22 protein-coding genes are annotated in these 16,929 nt (G+C 68.5%); 17 read left to right on the top strand and 5 right to left on the bottom strand.

Features of this window, described 5'->3' with window-relative positions; genetic code table 11:
* Position 1 precedes the first annotated feature (1 nt).
* The 3 genes from MNOD_RS27350 to MNOD_RS27345 all read right to left on the bottom strand — a co-directional run bounded on the left by MNOD_RS27350 (position 2) and on the right by MNOD_RS27345 (position 1,209).
* Positions 2–220 (bottom strand): hypothetical protein, encoded by a 219-nt coding sequence (locus tag MNOD_RS27350; RefSeq protein WP_015932222.1) that lies wholly within the window; start codon positions 218–220, stop codon positions 2–4.
* The gene (locus MNOD_RS47185) at positions 220–396 is read right to left on the bottom strand and encodes a hypothetical protein (RefSeq protein WP_015932221.1); all 177 of its coding nucleotides are present in this window, start codon (positions 394–396) and stop codon (positions 220–222) included. Before MNOD_RS47185 ends, MNOD_RS27350 begins: the two co-directional genes overlap by 1 nt.
* A gap of 87 nt (positions 397–483) precedes the next feature.
* Positions 484–1,209, bottom strand: coding sequence for a LexA family transcriptional regulator (locus MNOD_RS27345; protein ID WP_043749530.1), 726 nt, complete (start codon positions 1,207–1,209; stop codon positions 484–486).
* 378 nt (positions 1,210–1,587) lie between these two features.
* Between MNOD_RS27345 and MNOD_RS48305 the strand changes: the two genes are divergently transcribed.
* Together MNOD_RS48305 and MNOD_RS47180 are read left to right on the top strand one after the other, a co-directional pair.
* Positions 1,588–1,749, top strand: a complete 162-nt coding sequence (locus tag MNOD_RS48305) for a hypothetical protein (RefSeq protein WP_015932219.1) — start codon at positions 1,588–1,590, stop codon at positions 1,747–1,749.
* Positions 1,746–1,964, top strand: coding sequence for a hypothetical protein (locus MNOD_RS47180; protein WP_015932218.1), 219 nt, complete (start codon positions 1,746–1,748; stop codon positions 1,962–1,964). The genes MNOD_RS48305 and MNOD_RS47180 overlap by 4 nt, the downstream gene beginning before the upstream one ends.
* A 609-nt stretch (positions 1,965–2,573) precedes the next feature.
* Here MNOD_RS47180 and MNOD_RS47175 read toward each other — a convergent pair.
* Positions 2,574–2,822: a hypothetical protein gene (locus tag MNOD_RS47175; RefSeq protein WP_157091571.1), complete on the bottom strand. Its 249-nt coding sequence runs from the start codon at positions 2,820–2,822 to the stop codon at positions 2,574–2,576.
* Positions 2,823–3,013: 191 nt separating this feature from the next.
* Here MNOD_RS47175 and MNOD_RS27330 point away from each other — a divergent pair, with 191 nt between their 5' ends.
* The 9 genes from MNOD_RS27330 (at position 3,014) to MNOD_RS27290 (ending at position 10,951) form a co-directional block, all read left to right on the top strand.
* On the top strand, positions 3,014–3,397 hold the full coding sequence (locus tag MNOD_RS27330) for a hypothetical protein (protein WP_015932216.1): 384 nt from the start codon (positions 3,014–3,016) through the stop codon (positions 3,395–3,397).
* Between the two features lie 82 nt (positions 3,398–3,479).
* On the top strand, positions 3,480–3,917 hold the full coding sequence (locus MNOD_RS27325; RefSeq protein WP_015932215.1) for a VRR-NUC domain-containing protein: 438 nt from the start codon (positions 3,480–3,482) through the stop codon (positions 3,915–3,917).
* Position 3,918: 1 nt separating this feature from the next.
* Complete coding sequence (locus MNOD_RS27320) at positions 3,919–4,230, top strand: hypothetical protein (RefSeq protein ID WP_015932214.1); 312 nt, start codon at positions 3,919–3,921, stop codon at positions 4,228–4,230.
* Positions 4,223–4,690, top strand: a complete 468-nt coding sequence (locus tag MNOD_RS27315) for a hypothetical protein (RefSeq protein WP_015932213.1) — start codon at positions 4,223–4,225, stop codon at positions 4,688–4,690. The genes MNOD_RS27320 and MNOD_RS27315 overlap by 8 nt, the downstream gene beginning before the upstream one ends.
* Positions 4,687–5,745, top strand: a complete 1,059-nt coding sequence (locus tag MNOD_RS27310; RefSeq protein ID WP_015932212.1) for a hypothetical protein — start codon at positions 4,687–4,689, stop codon at positions 5,743–5,745. The genes MNOD_RS27315 and MNOD_RS27310 overlap by 4 nt, the downstream gene beginning before the upstream one ends.
* Positions 5,746–5,826: 81 nt before the next feature.
* The gene (locus MNOD_RS27305) at positions 5,827–6,600 is read left to right on the top strand and encodes a hypothetical protein (protein WP_157091570.1); all 774 of its coding nucleotides are present in this window, start codon (positions 5,827–5,829) and stop codon (positions 6,598–6,600) included.
* Between the two features lie 74 nt (positions 6,601–6,674).
* Positions 6,675–9,611: a DNA primase family protein gene (locus tag MNOD_RS27300; RefSeq protein WP_015932210.1), complete on the top strand. Its 2,937-nt coding sequence runs from the start codon at positions 6,675–6,677 to the stop codon at positions 9,609–9,611.
* A 154-nt stretch (positions 9,612–9,765) separates the two neighbouring features.
* The gene (locus MNOD_RS48300; RefSeq protein ID WP_015932209.1) at positions 9,766–10,347 is read left to right on the top strand and encodes a hypothetical protein; all 582 of its coding nucleotides are present in this window, start codon (positions 9,766–9,768) and stop codon (positions 10,345–10,347) included.
* Positions 10,337–10,951 (top strand): transcription termination/antitermination NusG family protein, encoded by a 615-nt coding sequence (locus tag MNOD_RS27290; RefSeq protein ID WP_015932208.1) that lies wholly within the window; start codon positions 10,337–10,339, stop codon positions 10,949–10,951. The genes MNOD_RS48300 and MNOD_RS27290 overlap by 11 nt, the downstream gene beginning before the upstream one ends.
* Before the next feature lie 221 nt (positions 10,952–11,172).
* Here MNOD_RS27290 and MNOD_RS44065 read toward each other — a convergent pair whose 3' ends face one another.
* Positions 11,173–11,460, bottom strand: coding sequence for a hypothetical protein (locus MNOD_RS44065; protein WP_015932207.1), 288 nt, complete (start codon positions 11,458–11,460; stop codon positions 11,173–11,175).
* A 219-nt stretch (positions 11,461–11,679) separates the two neighbouring features.
* Between MNOD_RS44065 and MNOD_RS27285 the strand changes: the two genes are divergently transcribed.
* The 6 genes from MNOD_RS27285 (at position 11,680) to MNOD_RS27260 (ending at position 16,907) form a co-directional block, all read left to right on the top strand.
* A complete protein-coding gene (locus tag MNOD_RS27285) occupies positions 11,680–11,865 on the top strand; it encodes a hypothetical protein (RefSeq protein WP_015932206.1) in 186 nt (61 codons plus the stop codon).
* 27 nt (positions 11,866–11,892) lie between these two features.
* Positions 11,893–12,174 (top strand): hypothetical protein, encoded by a 282-nt coding sequence (locus tag MNOD_RS27280; RefSeq protein ID WP_015932205.1) that lies wholly within the window; start codon positions 11,893–11,895, stop codon positions 12,172–12,174.
* A 108-nt stretch (positions 12,175–12,282) separates the two neighbouring features.
* Positions 12,283–12,876 (top strand): hypothetical protein, encoded by a 594-nt coding sequence (locus tag MNOD_RS27275; protein WP_015932204.1) that lies wholly within the window; start codon positions 12,283–12,285, stop codon positions 12,874–12,876.
* Positions 12,827–14,896, top strand: a complete 2,070-nt coding sequence (locus tag MNOD_RS27270) for a phage terminase large subunit family protein (RefSeq protein ID WP_015932203.1) — start codon at positions 12,827–12,829, stop codon at positions 14,894–14,896. The genes MNOD_RS27275 and MNOD_RS27270 overlap by 50 nt, the downstream gene beginning before the upstream one ends.
* 161 nt (positions 14,897–15,057) lie before the next feature.
* Positions 15,058–15,312 (top strand): phage head-tail joining protein, encoded by a 255-nt coding sequence (locus MNOD_RS27265; RefSeq protein ID WP_015932202.1) that lies wholly within the window; start codon positions 15,058–15,060, stop codon positions 15,310–15,312.
* A gap of 2 nt (positions 15,313–15,314) precedes the next feature.
* Entirely contained in the window at positions 15,315–16,907 is a 1,593-nt protein-coding gene (locus MNOD_RS27260) for a phage portal protein (protein WP_015932201.1), read from the top strand.
* The last annotated feature ends 22 nt before the right edge of the window (positions 16,908–16,929 follow it).

Below are 16,929 nucleotides of genomic sequence, written 5' to 3'. Positions count from 1 at the left end.
CTCACGCCGCCATCCCGATCAGGGCCAGGGCGCCGATGCCGCTGAGCGAGAGCGCCCAGAGCAGATACAGGATGGTCGCGGCGCGGGAGCGGCCCTCACGTGGCTCGTCGGCGGACGAGGCAAGCGGCCTGCGGAGGCGGAAATCTGTCGGGACGATCAGATGGCCGTCATCCGACGTGCGGGCGGACAGGCAGGCGCGGGAGAGAGGGGCAGTGCGCATCAAGCTGCGCTCCCCCGGTAGGTGCCGCGGGCAAGATGGCCGTCTCGCATCGCCTGGATGCGGGCAAGGGAGGCGGCCGTCCGAGCTTCAGCGCGATCGGCGGCCGAGACGGGCCGACGGTCCTTCGCGATGCGGTGGATCGCGACCGACCAGTTGAGGAGGCAGTGGGAGGACATCAAGGCGGTGCTCCATCGGGAACACCGATTTTGTATCACTTGTATCGATACTCGTCAATCCGGTATCTAAATCAGCGATACATGGCTCTACCGAATGCCGGAACCGACGATCAAATGTACCGCTTCAACCGATCGCCGATCGAACGTGAGCGTCTTCGGCGGGTTGAGCTGCTCGACGATCACATGCTCGGATGTGGTACGAACGTACCGCTTAACGAGCCCAATGAGATCGCCCGACGCATCTCGGACGTTGAGGAAGACATACGAGCCAGCGTGATACGGCCGAGTTGGGTGAATAAATACAAGCTCTCCTGGCTCATATCTTGGCAGCATGCAGTCGCCAACAACCTCTGTGCTGTAGGCGTTATCAACATCAACGAGATTGCCAGGGCACTCAACGCGACCAGATATCGTCCCGTCGATCACGATTGCGCCTCCCTCGCCGACCCGCTTCCTGCCTACAACAGGGATAAGTCGCCCAGAGGGTACAACTGCCGTAATAGCGTTCGCAACGTTCCTTTGCGGCGTGGTTGCGTCATTTGCTCGCATGTCGCCCTTCCCGCTCCACAGCCACTCGAACGAGATTCCCATCGCGCTTGCGTAGAGCATGGCCGCGTTCTCGGTAATGTCGCGCGTGCCGTTCTCGTGTGATTTGTATGTGCTGACCTTAAGGCCTTTGTCTCTAAGAGCTTCTGCGGCCATGGAGGCGTTCTTGTAGCCAGCGTCGAAGCGCGCGCGTTTGAGCCGCTCGCGCCGCGCGTCGTTGTCTCTGTCCCGCATCCTTGCCTCAGCGCTGGTCTCCTCTTTCGGCATTGTTAGCGGGTTCCGTGTATCGATGGTGTTGACACAGTATCGATACATATGATACCGATACAACATGACCCGTTACCCTACCACAGTAGGCGAACTTATCGCACTCTGGCCGAGCGCAGAGCAGTTCGCCCGCGATCTCAAGCTTAAACACACCTCTCATGCTCGGCTCATGCGGATGCGCGGGAGCATCGCGCCGAGATGGTGGGACGACGTTGTGCTGGCGGCCAGCCGGCGCGGCATCGAAGGCGTCAACCACGGAACGCTTGAGCGCATCTATGCGAGTACCCGGCGGGCGCCTCGCGCATACGGCGGCCACGCCATTACCGCGGCTGCTACCTGCGCTCATGCCGCTCCTCCTGCAGAGCAGGGAGCCGCCGCATGACCGCGCCGCTCCCGCTCTCCCGCATCCTGGCTGCTCATCTCGCAGTCCTCGTCTTGATGGCCATCACCGTGGCCACTGCAGCGTCGTTCCGCCCGGCGGCCTCCCATCCCCACACCCTGACTGGCCCGACCCGCATCCTGACGGAGGCGCAGCCGTGAATAGTCGTGAGCGCATCGTTGAGGTCTCGGCGGCAGGGCACGAGATCGCCGAAGTCGCCGTCAACGACGTCACCCAGGTCGGCCGGACCGTTCTGACGGTCCGTGATGTTGGCGGCGTCTCTCAGATCAACCTGACGGCGGCCAACATCGACCGCCTTGTCCGCCAGCTTGTGACCGCCCGCGGCCTCCTCGCCGCTGAGCCCGCGGAGGCATAGGCCATGGCGCAGGATCCCAACACCGCTGGTCCGCTCCGCTTCCTCCCGCTCCGCCGCGAGGCGTGAGCCATGCGCCCCATCAGCCTTTTCCCGATCCGCCGGCCAACACCTGGCCCTGCCGGCGGCGCGCCCGGTCCGACCGACACCCGCCCCATCTCGTCTCGGACCGGGCGCAACCCTGATCGCATCGCCGACGGTGGCGATGCCCCGAGGTCCGCCTCCCCCGGCGGACACAGGGTCAGGACTTCCCCGGCTCGCCACGAGCGGGCCGGGGCTTTCCGGCCCTCTGCGCCCGGCTTGGCTTCCGACCTGTCGCCGGACGGGCGCGGCCTCCCTCTTCATGTCTCCGCCGCGCCAGCGTCGACCGACGCTCGCTCTCCCGTGGTGTCCGACCATGATGCATCCGCCCTTCCGGAAAGCGCGCTACCGCCTCACGGCGGATGGTCGCTGTCAGTTCCTGACGCAGGACGGCTGGGTGACCCTGTTCCGGGTGGCCTCGTGACGGAGCCGGATCTCGCGGATCTCGTCGCTCGCCTTCATCGCGCTGCCCAGCATGCCGGCTGTGTCGCGCGTGGGACTGAGATCCTGGCCGCCCTCATGCAGCGTGGCCTACCGCTTCAAGAGCCCTGCCAGGGCATGGCCCAGGCGGTTCAGCGCCACGAAGAGCAGGCGCAGGTGCTGGCGGACGCCTGCGCGTTCGTCGTTCGCTGCGCCGCCCAGCCGGACTTCCTGACCATGCTCACCGCGTTGGAGCGCGGTGAGGAGGTCATAGCTGCGGACACGCACGACGCGTCCGTGCTTCCGGTCGCCATCTCCTATCAGCCTGCCAGGGCTGTTGTCGTTGGCGACCTTCACCACGCGACCTCGCCTGCCAGGGTGTTCTGGTCGCGCGTGTTCGACTTCGTCCTTCCGGGACACCGCAAGTCCTCCGGCCCTGCTCATCATGTGGTCCCTCCCGACACCTCGGGAACAGACCATAGGAGCGACCCAAGGTGTCGGGATTCTCACCCAAGCTCTCGGGAGAACGTCCCGAGCGTCACGAGGGTAGCATGACAGCCCAGGCTGAAGCACGGCAGCTCGTGGAGCTGATCGCCGGCCCGGTGCGGCTCGGCGAGAACGTGAAGGTGGCGCTCGCGCGCGTCGCGCAGCTCACGGGGCTCGGCGATCGTCGGGTCCGCGGGATATGGAACGGAGAGGCGCGGCGTATCGAGGCCGCGGAGATGGACCGCCTGCGTCAGGTGGCCCTTGATGCCCGCACCCGAGAGGATGCCGAACGTGCGTACCGAACCCACCTCGCGCGGATCCAGGCCTACCGACAGGCCCTTCGCCTATGCGTTGAGGAACACGCTGGCGACGTGGATCTTGGACGGGTCGAGTTGGCTCGGAATCCGGCTGGCTCGGTGGATCGCTCCCTGGATCGGGGAGCACGCTGATGGCGCGGGAGATCTTCCTCGTCGGGATTGATCCCGGCCTTACCGGCGATATCGCTCCGCTCGGCTTCGCGGGAGGGGCTCGATGACCCGAGCCCGCGACGAGCAGCGCATCCAGACGGCGATCGTCACGGCGATGCATCGCGCCTTCGACTGCCGGTGTGTCCACGTCGCCAACGGCGGCGCCCGCGGCAAGCTCGAAGCGGTCGCGTTCAAGGCCATGGGCGTGTGGGCCGGCCACCCGGACCTCAACGTCTACGGCCGCAGCGGCGCCGCGCCGCTGTTCATGATCGAGGTCAAGGAACGCATCCAGGCTCGCGAGCGCGCAGTCCCGGCCGATCAGCGGTTCTGGTCCCTGTCGGATGAGCAGAAGCCCGTCGTGTCCGAACTGCGCGAGCGCGGCATCCGGGTGTTCGTCGTCGACAGCCCCGAGGACGCCGTCGCGGCCGGCGGGCGCATGGGCCTGCGCGCCCGCAGCGAGGCGCCGCGATCGGCGGCCTACGCCATCGCCACGGGGCTCTGACATGGCTTTGTTTGATCTCACCCCCGGCCTGCATCGCGGCGATCAACCCGTGGCCCAGCTCGCCGCCCGGACGCACAAGGGGCAGGCCCACTTCGCCGGCACCGGCCCGGCCGGCAAGCAGTGCCGGCAATGCGCGCGCTGGATGTTCGTCGGCCAATGGCGCCACGGGCCGGCCCCGAGCCCCTGCGGCAAGTACCGGGAGCTGATGCGCCAGAAGGGCAAGCCTGTCCCCTACGGCGCCGCCGCCTGCAAGTTCTTCGAACCCCGCGCGCAGGAGATCCCCCTCGCCAAGCCGGTGCGCTCCCATGCGTGAGCCGGCGAATTTCTTCGACGAGATCGCCGACGCGCAGATCGCCGCGCCGGTCAAGCGCAAGCTTACCAAAACCGAGGAGCGCCGCTTCAAGGCGCGCGAGGCCGAGAAGGAGCTTCAGGACGAGCAGAAGCTCGGCAAGCTCTATCGCCGTTGGCGCCGCGAGAAGCGCGACGCGCTCCTGAACGGTCCCCACGGGTCGGCGATCGCCGATCTCCTGTCCTTCATGGCGGGGATGACGCTCGATGCCGCGCCCGCGCTGATCGAGCGCGTCCGCTCGGCCGGCTGGATCCGCGACCTCTCGGCCGACCAGCGCTTCGACCTCCTGTTCCTGATCGGCAACGGCATCGCGTCCTGTCGCGTCCGCCACGGCCTGACGCCGTTCGAGGACGAGATCCCGTGGACGCAGGCGCCCAAGGCCTTCGCTCAGATCAAATCACTGATGGGGCTCGACGGCCAATGATCGAGGCTGCGCTTACCTCCTACGCGCTCGGCCGGGCAAAAGTCTGGGATTACGACCGTTCTCAGACGGTGGGTGCGTCCGAGGTCGGGCAATGCGCCCGCAAGATCTTCTACATGAAGAACGAGGAGGACGCGCAATACGGCACGGCGCGCGATCTCGACTACCACGACGGCTGGGGCGCGAAGGAGCGGGGCACCGTCTACGAGGCGGCGTTCTGGGTGCCGGCGATCCGCGCCCGCTTCGGCGCCAGCGCCCTGTTCACGGGCGACGCGCAGCGCACCTTCGCGGACGGCTTCCTGTCGGCCACGCCGGACGGCCTGTTGATCGACCAGCCGGCCGACGCGCTGGCGGCGCTCGGCGTCTCAGACATCGAAGGAGATTCGATCCTCCTCGACTGCAAGTCGATCGACCCGCGCGCCAAGCTCGACAGTGCAAAGCCCGAGCACCTGTTCCAGGTCCAGGCCGGCATGGGGCTCCTGCGCCGGCTCACGCGATACCGTCCAAGCTACGCGATCATCTCCTACACCGACGCCTCGTTCTGGGACGAGACGAAGGAGTTCGTCGTCCGGTTCGACGAAGGCGCCTTCCGGCAGGCCGAAGCCCGCGCCCGGGACATCATGCTCGCGCGCTCCGCCGACGAGCTGCGGCCCGAGGGGCGGATCGCGGGCGGCCAGGACTGCGAGCACTGCCCCTTCACCGGCCCGTGCGGGCAGCGGCGCGCCGAGCGGGTGCCGCGGGAGAAGCGGGAGGTGCCGGCGGACACCGCCGCCGATCTCCTGCGGCTCGGCCGCGCGGCGAGCGAGGCCATGAAGCGGGCCGAGGCCGCCGAAGCGGAAGCCGCCGCGCGGAAGGAGCAGATCCGCGAGATCCTGGCCCGGCACGGCACCAAGTCGTTCAAGGCGGATGGCCTGTCGATCTCCTGGGCCGCCCTCAAGGGCCGGCCGTCCTGGGACGACAAGGCCATCCGCGAGGCGGCCCAGGCCGCCGGCATCGATCTCACCCCCTTCAGCAAGGTCGGAGACCCGTCGGACCGCCTGACGATCTCCACCCGATGAGATCCCGGCCGATCCGGCCGGGGAAGCCCGCGGCCCGCGCCGCACCGGACAGAGAGAAGGAAGACACGAATGAACGCGGTCATGGAACGTCCATCCTCGGCCGTCGCCGTCGAGCGCAACGCGTTCGAGGCCTACGGCGACGCGGCGGTCGGAACGCGGATCGTCGGGGATCTGCTGCGGTTCAACAAGGGCGACTGGCTCGCCGGCCAGGACCAGGACGAGCTGGAGATCGGGACGCGGCTCGTCGCCAATTTGCCCGAGCTGATGGTCGGGTGGGTCAAGTGGGTCGACGGCAAGCCCGAGGACCAGCGCATGGGCCGGGTCGCGGACGGCTTCGTGCCGCCCTCGCGCGCTTCGCTCGGCGACCTCGACGAGGAGGAGTGGGAGACCGACGAGGAGGGCCGCCCGCGCGACCCCTGGCAGAAGACCAACTACCTGCTCCTGAAGGCGGAGGAGGGCGATCAGCTCTACACGCTCGCCGGCTCCTCCTCCGGCATGCTCACGGCGATCGGCACGCTCGCCCGCGAGTACGGCAAGCGCATCCGCATGCGGCCCGACGAGGTGCCGGTGATCGAGCTCGGCCGGGACAAGTACAAGCACAAGGTCTACTCGTGGGTGAAGGTGCCGGTTCTGAAGATCGTCGGCTGGGTGAAGGCCGACGTGTTCGCCGATGCCCTGGCCGCGGAGGCGGCCGCGCGGGATGACGGCGAGGCCGGGCCCGCCCACGATCCCGAGACGGGCGAGATTCCCTTCGACGCGCCGCCCGCGCCTGCGGCGCCCGCCAAGCCGGCTCAGGCCGCCAAGGCGACCCGCGCCGCAGGCAAGCGGGCGGAGGCCCCGGCCACGCAGTTCTGAGCCTTGCTCGGACCGACAGAGCGAACCGGGACATCCCGTCCCGGTCAGTCCACCCCTCGTCCCCGATCGGCGTCATGGCGGATCCCGCGGTCAACACCGCCAGCGCGTTCCTAGCGGCGGTCTTCGGCGCCTACAGCGAGGCGAACGTCTTCGTCTGCGCGCTGCCGAACGTGCGCGGCGACCACGGCGAGCGCGCGCTGATCACGCGGGATTTCGTGCTCGCGGACCGGTTCGTCAGGAAGTGGGACCGGCCCGGCACCGCGATCTACTATTGCGTGGGGACGATCCGGCCGGGCGCCCAGCCGCTCCGGCCCGGCGGATCGGTCCGTTCCCGTGAGAACGTCGCGGAGATCCTGACGCTCGCCAGCGACACCGACCTGAAGTCGGTCGAGATCGGCCGCGAAGACATTATCGCCAAATACCATGCTCTCGAATTTCCGCCTTCCGTGATCGTGTGGTCCGGCCGGGGCGCGCAGGGGCTGTGGCTCCTCAACGAGGCGCTGCCGGCGACACCCGAGACCATCGCGCGCGTGGAGGCCCTGAACGCGCAGCTCGCCGACGTGGTGGCGGGCGATCCGATCCAGGACGTTTCCCGGCTCCTGCGGCTGCCCGGCAGCCACAACACGAAGGAGGGCGGCTGGCGCGATGTCGCGGTGATCCGCGCGCAGTACGAGCCCCGCTACGCGCTCGAGGACCTGGAGGAGTGGCTGTCCCGGCAGTCGCCGGTGATGAAGAAGAAGCCGGCGGAGCCCGCCCCGGGCCGGCCGGCGGTGCCGGGTCTGGCGGACAACCCCTACCTCGCCGTCGCGGCCCTGTTCGGGATCAAGCCCCCGATGGACGTCGAGGAGCGTCTGTCCGCGATGGCCTACCAGGGCGCGGGCGAGACCTCGATCCACCAGACGCAGCTCGAAGTGTCGGCCGCGCTCCTCACCCGCGGCCGGACGATCGACGAGGCGGTCGCGATCCTGATGGCGGCGACGCGCGCGGCGGCCGGCGAGTACGGCGCCCGCTGGAACTGGGAGCGCGAGGAGCGGCTCCTGCGCCGCATGTGCGACGATTGGATCCGCAAGCATCCGGAGGTGCTGGAGCGCCAGCGCGAGGCCGCCGAGGCGGCTGAAGCTGACGAGGAAGCCGTCGACGGCGAGGGCGCCGAGGCCACGGCGGAGGCCGGCCGGGACGGCGCCGGGCCCGCGGACGCCGCCGCCGCGGCGCGGCATGCGGAGCGCGGCAGGGCCGAGGCGGCGGCCGGCAAGGGCCGGCAGGCCGGGGCGACGGTCCACAGCCTCGCGGCCGAGCGGCAGCGGCGCAGCAAGGACGGGCAGGGCAGGGCGAAGGAGCCCAAGCCCTCGACGCACCAGGCGCTGGGCGCGGGCGTCCTGGCGGCCCTGCAGGAGCGCGGCGAGGCCATCCTGTTCACCAAGAAGACCGCGTGGCGCTACCGGGACGGCATCTGGGCGATGGAGACGGACGGCCTCTCGTCCTGGCTGAACGTCCAGATCGAGATGGCCTGCGCGGCCCTCAACATCGTCTCGACGCTCAAGCTCATCAGCGAAGCGCGAGGCTGGATCCAGCGCCGGCCCGAGCTGTGGCGCGACGAGATCCCCTTCGACCGCCACGGCAAGGTGCCGTGCCGGTCCGGCCTCGTCGATCCCCGCACGGGCGAGATCGAGCCGATCAGGCCGGAGCACTACTGCACGTGGGTGGTGGATACCGAGTTCGACCCGGCGGCTCGATGCCCGCTGTGGCTCCAGATGCTCGACGACGTGTTCCCCGACCGGACGGCCACCGTCCGAAAGGAGATCGTCGCGACGCTGCAGGAGGTGCTCGGCTGCGCGATGGTCGACGTGAAATCCCGGCAGCTCACGAAGGCCCTGGTGCTCGTGGGCGGCTCGAACGTCGGCAAGTCGGGCCTGCTCGAAGTCCTGGGCGGGATGTTCGGAGACGACCCGATTTCGGTCGCTCTCGACAGCCTGGAAGGCACGCACGGCAAGATGCCGTTCGTGCGCCGCGCGCCGTGGGTGCTTCACGAGGCCTTCGATCAGCGCAAGTGGCACTTCGCGAGCGGCGTGAAGGCGATCATCACGGGCGATCCCGTCGAGATCAACGTGAAGAATGGCCCCATCATCAGTGGTCGCGTGCGCGCCCCGATCTTCTGGGGCACGAACTATCCGCCGCAGTTCAAGGAGAGCACGCGCGCGATCGTCAACCGGATGATCGTCATCCATTGCCGGAACGTGTTCGACGACCACCGGCTGGTCGGCGTGGCGCAGCTCGCGAGCGAGCGCGGCTACGACAAGCCTTCCTCGATCGTATTGGCGAAGGAGAGGGCAGGCGTCCTGAACTGGGCCCTTGAAGGCCTGAGGCGCGCCCTGGACCGCGGCTCGATCGCCGTGCCCGCGGAGGTGCGGGAGAACGCCGACGCGATCCACAAGGATGCCAACATCGTCGCGGGGTTCATCGACGAATGCATCGAGTGGGACCACGAGATGCGGGTTCCTGTGCCCGATTTCTGCGCGGCCTTCTCCGTGTGGTGGGCGGAGAACAAGGGCGAGGACCGCTCGATTCCCTCGAACGACAGCATTGGCCGCGCCGTGACGGCGCTCGGAAACGAGCGCATCGGTCTTCACGCGAGGGAAACCCGGGACATGCACCGCCGCTACCTGTGCGGGATCGCCCTGAACCCGGCCGGCATCGCCTTCTGGAAGCGGGCGCACGAGGCCCGTGCATTCGAGGGCAAGACAGCCAGCACGACACCCGTCGACGAGAATCCGAACACCGCCATTCCCGCCACATGGCGCACACGGGACACGGTGATCCGAATGATCGAGGCGCATCGCCGAACAGCCCATGACGCTTCGGCGAAGGGAAGTGTCATGGGCAGACCGGAAGTGTCATGCGCCCGAGAAGTGTCATGCGGGGGGAGTGTCATGTCCGAAGCGTCAGGCAAGGCGTCATGGGGGCAAGCGTCATCCGTCCAAGCCGTTGATGAATCGAGAGATCCTCAGTTCTGATGACACATCATGACACTTCTTTCTCTTATAAGCGGGAGGATCAAAATGAGAAAGGGAGATAGGAGAACAGACAAGGAACAAGGGAGAAGAGAAAGGGGTTTAGGCAATATAGGAAAATTCGGTCGGCTGCTGTCATCCGGGTGGAATGGTTGCGATGCCTGATCCGCGCCAGCCGACCCGCCCGTTCGAGCGGCGCCTCGCCCGTCTCGTGGCCGAGATCACGGCCGCGGCCTCGGCCTACGAGGCCCGCTGGACGCTCGCGGCCCTGCACCGGGTCGATGCCGAGCTGCACGCCCGCCTGCGCCGGCAGATCGACCTCTGGCTGGCCGCCTCCGGCTCGTTCGACGAGGACGAGATCGAGCGCCAGGGCGGCGCCCTCGTGCGGGGCTACCGCATCGCCTACGCGCGCATGGGCACTGAGGGCGTCGAGGATGACGCGTACCTGATCGGGAAGGATGAGGCGTCGGGTCTCAGGATCGCGATCGGTGACAGTCCCGCGTCGGCTGACCGGGTCGCGGAGCTTGATCCCGCCTGCGCGTTCTTCACGCCTGATGAGATTGCCGGGCTCCTGCATCAGCTCGGCGGCTTCCGGACCATTGCGGCGGTCAAGCGTGCCTTTCCTGGTGCCCTGGCGCAGCCGTGGAGGCCCGACCCAACGAGCGAGAGATCGACGGCCGAGATCGAGAGCGAGGCCCTTTCCGACCCCGAACAGGAACTCGCCACTGATGACGCGTAGAAGCACCGCCCTCGCCCATGCCGCAGGCGAGATGACGGATGCGCCGGTTCTGCCGGCCGAGCCCGCCCTTGCCCTCGGCGAACGCTGCCGCTGGTCCCGTGACATGCGGCGCTCGGCGGCGATGGCCCAGGCTGCCGGCGAGCCGAATCCGCTTCGGTGGCATGCGGCCGTCACCTTCCCGGGCTGCGAGGTGAAGGTCAGGGATGCGATGCAGCTTCGCCGGATCGACACCGTCTTGCCGATGGTCCGCTTCTGGCGCATCCGCTCCCGCAAGCGGTTCGTGGCGGAGCGCCCCTTGCTGGCCCGCACGGTGATCTTCGGCCTGGATCACGCCTGCCAGGACATCGCCGGCATCGAGGGCCTGGAGCGCGTTGTCCGGGGCGCCTCCGTGGGATGGGCCGACCTGCCCGAGCAGGACGTCTACGATCTCCGCCTCAGCATCCTGCGGGGCGAGTTCGACGCCACCTTGCGCCAGGATTACCCCGAGCGCCCGCTGCCCCGGCTGATCCTCTACTTGCTGCGCAACGGCGACCTCCCGGCCCAGGCGGTGCTCACCCACAAGCAGGCGAAGCGGGCCGGCTTGAAGTTCGCTGCCGCAGCGTGATATTTGCGAGGCCTCAGCACGGGCCGACTGTGACATTTATGCCACCGTCATCCCGTGCGGTAGCTTTGGCGAAGCGCCTCCGCGCGGTTGGCCCGCCGTGACCCTCTTCGGCGCGTGCTCCCTGTCGTGACCAGCTCGCAAACAAGTGGGGGGCGATGCTATTCACCTTCAATGCAGGCGAACCGCACAGCTATCGCTTGGAAGGGCGCTCCAGCTACGAACTACGAAGCGATGCAACTCGCAACGGGTTCATCCATCAGGACCTGCTCACGCACCCACTCAACTGCCTTGTCTTTTGAGGCGAAGATTGAGCCGTTATTCCAGTCTTTGCAGGGGCCAAAACCAGCCTCAAGAAACCACTTACCTTGAAATTCTTGCTCAGTATCTCGGGCTTCGTTGATTTGTGTCAGAACAGCAACAAGCTGGCCTTCAATAAAAACAAGTGTTCCGTGCTCGCCACCTGCTCCGGTGTTCACGACTACGGGCTGGAAATACTCTTCCGCGACCATCTGACCATCCGAATCAGTTGCAGGTATACAGAGGACCACTATTTTGTGCGGTGCAACACTGCAAGTAAAACGTTAGTCTAATACCAAAAAATGCCACCTCTCGTTGCGCAGTCGAGCTGGTGTCGTGTCCCACGTGCACCGATCCATCGCCCTTCGGCGCACATCCCGCTTCGAGCACGGCGCGGTCGTGATCCGTGAGACTGCAGGCGAGAGCGCCTGATGTCGGGCCACACCGGAGGCACGAGCCTGGGCCGAGATCTGCTGACGCTGGTCAGCAGTCTAGTCGCCGTGGTGGCACCCTCAGCGCTCACCGTCCTCGGCGGCACCGTCCTCGGCGGCCTCGTCGCTGCGATCGTCGGTGTGGGGGTGATCGTCTGGGGTGGATCTGCGTTGTTGGGGTTGTGAGTTGCTGATCCCCGCGGGAGAGGGCCCATGCGGATCTCGATCGACGCGCGTGACCCCGGCTTCCGGGCCTACGCTGAGGCGCGTGAGCAGGGCATCACCTTCAACGTAACGCTCGATGGCAAGCGGTTAGCACCTGTCCACACCGCCGACGATCTGACGGGCGAGGTGATCGTGCTGGCTCGGGATCGGAGCGGCCACATAATGCTCGACCCGCGCCGTCCCGGTGAGATCCTGCTGGAGACCCACCGGGGCCGGGTCCGCATCGTCCGCCGGCACCGGCACTGGACGGACGACAGTAACGTCATCTGATCCGCCCGTCGGGTATAGCGCCAGGGACCCTGGAGGGTCGAAATCGATACGGGTGGGCGGGGCCCCGCCTTTTCCTAGCGCTGACCCCGAAATCCGAGGTGCGCACCCATGAGCGAACCGGTCTCGCGGCGAAAGCTCGCGGACATCCTCGGCGTCAGAGAGAGTGCCGTGCGCTCGGCGATAAAGCACAAGCGCATCAGCGTCTTACCGAACGGGCTGATCGATCCGGATAGCGCTCGCGAGGAATGGGAAGCAAACACGGACCCGGCGCGCAGCAGGGTGCGCACCTCGGCCAAAGTGCGCAGGCAAGGTGCGCACCCCCGCGCTGAGGTGCGTACCCCGGCCGAGGCTCGCGAGGCGGTCAGCCTGATCGCCCGGGTGCTGGCTGAGGAGGGGGTGGAGGATGCGGACGGCGGCATCGACTTCGGCAAGGCGCGCACGGCCGAGCTGATCCTGAAGGCTCGCCAGCGCAGCCTCGATCAGGCCGAGCAGCAGGGCCGCCTCATCGAGCGGGCCACGGCCGAGAAGCTGTTCTTCGACACCGCCCGCGAGCTGCGGGACGCCTGGCTGGCCTGGCCGGCCCGGATCGCCATCGTGATGGCCGACGAGCTCAAGGTCGATCCGCGGGCGCTAACCACGATCCTGACCACGCATGTCCACCAGCACCTCGCCGAACTCGGCGAGCCCACCGCGACCTTCTGACATCACGAGCCTGCTGCAAGCGTGGCGCCGGGGGCTCACCCCGCCCCCGAACCTCAACGTGGTGGAGTGGGCCGAGCGCTACCGCAGACTGAGCAAGGAATCCTCGAACGGCGGCCGCTTCATCGTCGCGCGCGTCGAGGTCGCCCGCGGCCCGATGCTCGCCGCCACCGAGCCGGGCGTGCAGACCCTCACCCTGCTGGCCTGCACGCAGCTGCTCAAGACCACGGTGATCGAGAACATCCTCGGCCGCTTCGTCCACGTGGATCCCTGCCCGATGCTGGCCGTGCTGCCGAAGGACGATGCGGCCGAGACCTTCTCCAAGGACCGGCTGGCCCCGATGATCCGGGATACCCCGGTGCTGCGCGAGGTATTCGGCGAGGCCAAGGCCCGCGATGCCGGGGCGACGCTGACCCACAAGCAGTTCCCGGGCGGCCACATCACGCTGGTCGGGGCGAACAGCCCGACCAACTTGGCCATGCGGCCGATCCGGCTGCTGGTCTGCGACGAGATCGACAAGTACCCCCTCTCCGCTGGTGGGGAGGGGCCGCCCATCGACCTCGCCGAGGAGCGCCAGGCCGAGTTCAAGGCCACCAGCCTGTCGGTGCGGGCCTGCTCCCCGACCGTGGCGGGCCGCTCGGCGATCGAGGCGAGCTACGAGGAAAGCGACCAGCGCAAGGCCTTCGTCGCTTGTCCCCACTGTGGCGGCTGGCACCCGCTCGAATGGGAGCAGGTGCGCTTCGACAAGGACGAGGACGGCCGCATTCGGCCGGAGACGGCCCGCTACGAATGCGTGGCGTGCGAGCGGCCCTGGACGGAGGCGCAGCGCCTCATTGCCCTGCGGCGGGTCGAGTGGCGGCAGACCCGGGCCTTCACCTGCTGCGGCGAGCGGCAGCTGCCGGAGATCTGGGAGGAGGAGCGGCATGGGGTCCGGCGCGCGCTCTGCCGGCACTGCGGCGCGCGGGCGCTGCCGAACGAGCATGCCGGGTTCCAGGTCTCGAAGCTCTACGCCCCCAAGCAGACGGTGCGCGAGACGGTGGCGAAGTTCGCGCGGGCGCTGCGCCGCGGCCCGGAGGCGTTGCGCACCTTCTTCAACACCCAGCTTGCCCGCACCTGGAAGGAGGGGGCGGACGCGCCCGAGTGGCAGGACGTCTATGCCCGCCGGGACGACTACCTGTCGGGCACGGTCGCGCGGGCGGCGCTGATCCTGTTCGCGGGCGTGGACGTGCAGAAAGATCGCCTGGAGGTCGGGATCTGGGCGTTCGGGCGCAACCGGGAGCGCTGGCTGGTGGAGCACCGGGTGCTGCCCGGGGCGACGAACCGGCCGGAGGTGTGGGCCGATCTCGAAGCCATGGTCGAGGAGACCTGGCCGCACGCGAGCGGCGCCGAGATGACGGTGCGGGATTGGGGCATCGACTCCAGCGGCTTCACCGCCGAGGTCTACGCCTTCGTGCGCCGGCAGGCCGGGCGCCCGGTCCATGCGGTGGATGGCCAGGACAGCTATGCCGGCGCCTTCCTGGGCGTGGGCGCGAAGGATTCCACGGCGGCCGGCCGGAAGCTGCGGCGCGGGCTGAAGACGGTCCGGATCGGGGCGTCCTTCGCCAAGCAGGAGCTGATGGGCTGCCTTGCCCTGCACCGCCCGCCGGAGGGCAAGCCGTTCCCGGCCGGGTTCGTGCACCTGCCGCGGGACGTGAGCGAGGATCAGGTCAAGCAGCTCACCGCCGAGGAGCTGGTCACCCACGTCACGCGCGGCCGCACGCGGCGGGAGTGGGTGCCGATCGGGGGGCGGCGCAACGAGGTGCTGGACTGCGCCAACTACGCCCGCGGGCTTGCCGCGATGCGCGGCTGGGACCGCTGGCGCGAGCCGCACTGGCGCGAGCTCGAGGCGGCGCTCGGCATCGAGCGGCCCCGGCCGGACGAGGCGGCCGTAGCGCCCGAGGTCGCGGCGAAGACGCTCGCGGCCCGCAACCAGCAACGACGCGCCGTGCGGCGCAGCCGGGTCAACAACCGGCCGATGCGGTGAGGGCGATCGGGCGCAGTCCGCCCCGTACCAGTGGGGCCGATCGAGCCCGTCTCATCCCGCAGAAGTGGGGGCGATTGGCGTCGATCGCCCCCACTCCTGTCGACGTGTCCATGAATGATATCGGCGCGTGGCCGCGGTGAGCATCAGATGGTGGAGTAGGCATGGCCGACACGCCGGAACAACAGCTCGTCAAGCTCAGGGCCCAACTCGCCAAGCTCGATCGGGCCATGGCGAGCGGCGTGCTCACCGTCGAGCAGGCCGACAACGCCGGGCGCATCACCTACCGCAGCTATGCCGAGATGCGGCAGGCCCGGGCGGACCTCATGCGTCGGATCAGCGACCTGGAGGTGTCCGTCAGCGGTGCCGCGCCGCGCCGGACGCGGCAGGTCGTGATGACGGGCCGCAGCGGGTGGTGAGCATGCCTCAGGCACAGCCCGTCCGCTTCCGGATCAAGGGCACCCGCCAGTACGTCACGCCGATCGCCATGGACTTGTCTGGGGCGAAGGGCGGCGCGGCTGTCGAGGCCACGCCATACGATGTCGCGGGCGGCACGGGGCGACGTTCGCGGTCCTGGCGGATCGGGAGCTACGGGCCCAACACCGCGATCACCTACGCGCTCGACGAGCTGCGGCGGAAGTCGCGCGACCAAGCCCGCAAGAACCCCTATGCCCGGGCCGCGGTCGACCGGCTCGTCACCAACATCGTCGGAACCGGAATCAAACCGCAGAGCACGGCCGCGATCCCGACCGACGGGCTGTCGAAGGCGCAAGTCAAGGCCGCGAACACAGCGAGCGCCGCGTTCCGCAAGCAAGTCCAGCAGCTCTGGTGGGACTGGGTCGATCAGGCCGATGCTATTGGCGCCCACGATTTCTACGGCCTCCAGGCCATCGCGGTCCGGGGCATGGTCGAGGGCGGCGAGACCTTCGTCCGGCTGCGCAACCGGCGGCTCGGCGACGGGCTCGCCGTGCCGCTCCAGCTGCAGGTCCTGGAGGGCGACCATTGCGACGTGCTGAAGACCGATGGCGCGGCCAACATCCGGCAGGGCATCCAGTACAATGCCATCGGGGCGCGCACCGGTTACTGGCTCTACCGCGAGCACCCCGGCGACGGCATCATCGCGGCGGGCCGTGGGCAGCAGACCCTCGTGCCGGCCCAGGACGTCGCCCACCTCTTCCGGGCGATGCGGCCCGGGCAGGATCGCGGCGAGCCCTGGCTCACGCCGGCCTTGCGCACCCTCTACGATCTCGACGGCTACCTCGACGCCGAGCTCGTCCGCAAGAAGAACGCGGCCCGTCTCGTCGGCTTCATCAAGCGCGCCATGGAGGAGGGCGCGGACAGCCCGCTCGGCTCCGGCCCGCTCGGCACCGACGCGCCCGATGCCGACGGCGTGGCGCCGCTCGACTTCGAGCCCGGCACGCTCCAGGTGCTTGCCGACGGCGAGGACGTCACCTTTTCGAACCCGCCGGACGTCGGACCGAACTTCGAGATGTTCGTGCGCCAGGCGCTGCGCGGTGTCGCTACGGCGGCGGGTGTGCTCTACGAGATCCTGAGCGGCGACTACAGCCAGCTCAACGACAGGACGCTGCGCGCCGCGCTCAATGACTTCCGCCGGGCTGTGGAAGGCTGGCAGCATCACCTCGTGATCTACCAGCTGTGCCGGCCGGTCTGGATCCGCTGGATCGATCTTGCGCTGCTCGCCGGCGTGCTGACCCTGCCGCCAGGGATGCGGCGGCAGGACGCCTACGCGGTGAAGTGGACCCCGCAGGCCTGGCCCTACATCCACCCCGTGCAGGATGTCGAGAGCAAGGCGCTCGAGATCCAGGCCGGGTTCTCGACCCGGTCGCAGAAGGTTTCTGAGGGCGGCTACGACTCCGAGGCGATCGACGCCGAGAACCAGGCCGACAACGCCCGGGCCGATGCGCTCGGCCTGACCTACACCAGCGACGGCCGGCAGAAGGTCAGGGGCAGCTCCGCCGCCTCCGTCACGCCGGCCACGTCGTCGGACGAGTAGCCGTCCGCACCCCCGATCTCTC

This window comes from Methylobacterium nodulans ORS 2060 (assembly GCF_000022085.1).
Taxonomy (GTDB): Bacteria; Pseudomonadota; Alphaproteobacteria; order Rhizobiales; family Beijerinckiaceae; genus Methylobacterium; species Methylobacterium nodulans.
Note: the sequence above shows the minus strand (reverse complement) of the source record. Positions and strands in the feature narration are given on the sequence as shown.

Coding starts and splice junctions, on each gene's coding strand:
- MNOD_RS27275 (WP_015932204.1), top strand. CDS start 12,283: ATGAGCGAACCGGTCTCGCGGCGAAAGCTCGCGGACATCCTCGGCGTC.
- MNOD_RS27320 (WP_015932214.1), top strand. CDS start 3,919: ATGGCTTTGTTTGATCTCACCCCCGGCCTGCATCGCGGCGATCAACCC.
- MNOD_RS27330 (WP_015932216.1), top strand. CDS start 3,014: ATGACAGCCCAGGCTGAAGCACGGCAGCTCGTGGAGCTGATCGCCGGC.
- MNOD_RS27285 (WP_015932206.1), top strand. CDS start 11,680: ATGTCGGGCCACACCGGAGGCACGAGCCTGGGCCGAGATCTGCTGACG.
- MNOD_RS27310 (WP_015932212.1), top strand. CDS start 4,687: ATGATCGAGGCTGCGCTTACCTCCTACGCGCTCGGCCGGGCAAAAGTC.
- MNOD_RS27260 (WP_015932201.1), top strand. CDS start 15,315: ATGCCTCAGGCACAGCCCGTCCGCTTCCGGATCAAGGGCACCCGCCAG.
- MNOD_RS44065 (WP_015932207.1), bottom strand. CDS start 11,460: ATGGTCGCGGAAGAGTATTTCCAGCCCGTAGTCGTGAACACCGGAGCA.
- MNOD_RS48300 (WP_015932209.1), top strand. CDS start 9,766: ATGCCTGATCCGCGCCAGCCGACCCGCCCGTTCGAGCGGCGCCTCGCC.
- MNOD_RS27300 (WP_015932210.1), top strand. CDS start 6,675: ATGGCGGATCCCGCGGTCAACACCGCCAGCGCGTTCCTAGCGGCGGTC.
- MNOD_RS27280 (WP_015932205.1), top strand. CDS start 11,893: ATGCGGATCTCGATCGACGCGCGTGACCCCGGCTTCCGGGCCTACGCT.
- MNOD_RS27350 (WP_015932222.1), bottom strand. CDS start 220: ATGCGCACTGCCCCTCTCTCCCGCGCCTGCCTGTCCGCCCGCACGTCG.
- MNOD_RS48305 (WP_015932219.1), top strand. CDS start 1,588: ATGACCGCGCCGCTCCCGCTCTCCCGCATCCTGGCTGCTCATCTCGCA.
- MNOD_RS27290 (WP_015932208.1), top strand. CDS start 10,337: ATGACGCGTAGAAGCACCGCCCTCGCCCATGCCGCAGGCGAGATGACG.
- MNOD_RS27315 (WP_015932213.1), top strand. CDS start 4,223: ATGCGTGAGCCGGCGAATTTCTTCGACGAGATCGCCGACGCGCAGATC.
- MNOD_RS47185 (WP_015932221.1), bottom strand. CDS start 396: ATGTCCTCCCACTGCCTCCTCAACTGGTCGGTCGCGATCCACCGCATC.
- MNOD_RS27345 (WP_043749530.1), bottom strand. CDS start 1,209: ATGCCGAAAGAGGAGACCAGCGCTGAGGCAAGGATGCGGGACAGAGAC.
- MNOD_RS27305 (WP_157091570.1), top strand. CDS start 5,827: ATGGAACGTCCATCCTCGGCCGTCGCCGTCGAGCGCAACGCGTTCGAG.
- MNOD_RS27270 (WP_015932203.1), top strand. CDS start 12,827: ATGTCCACCAGCACCTCGCCGAACTCGGCGAGCCCACCGCGACCTTCT.
- MNOD_RS27325 (WP_015932215.1), top strand. CDS start 3,480: ATGACCCGAGCCCGCGACGAGCAGCGCATCCAGACGGCGATCGTCACG.
- MNOD_RS27265 (WP_015932202.1), top strand. CDS start 15,058: ATGGCCGACACGCCGGAACAACAGCTCGTCAAGCTCAGGGCCCAACTC.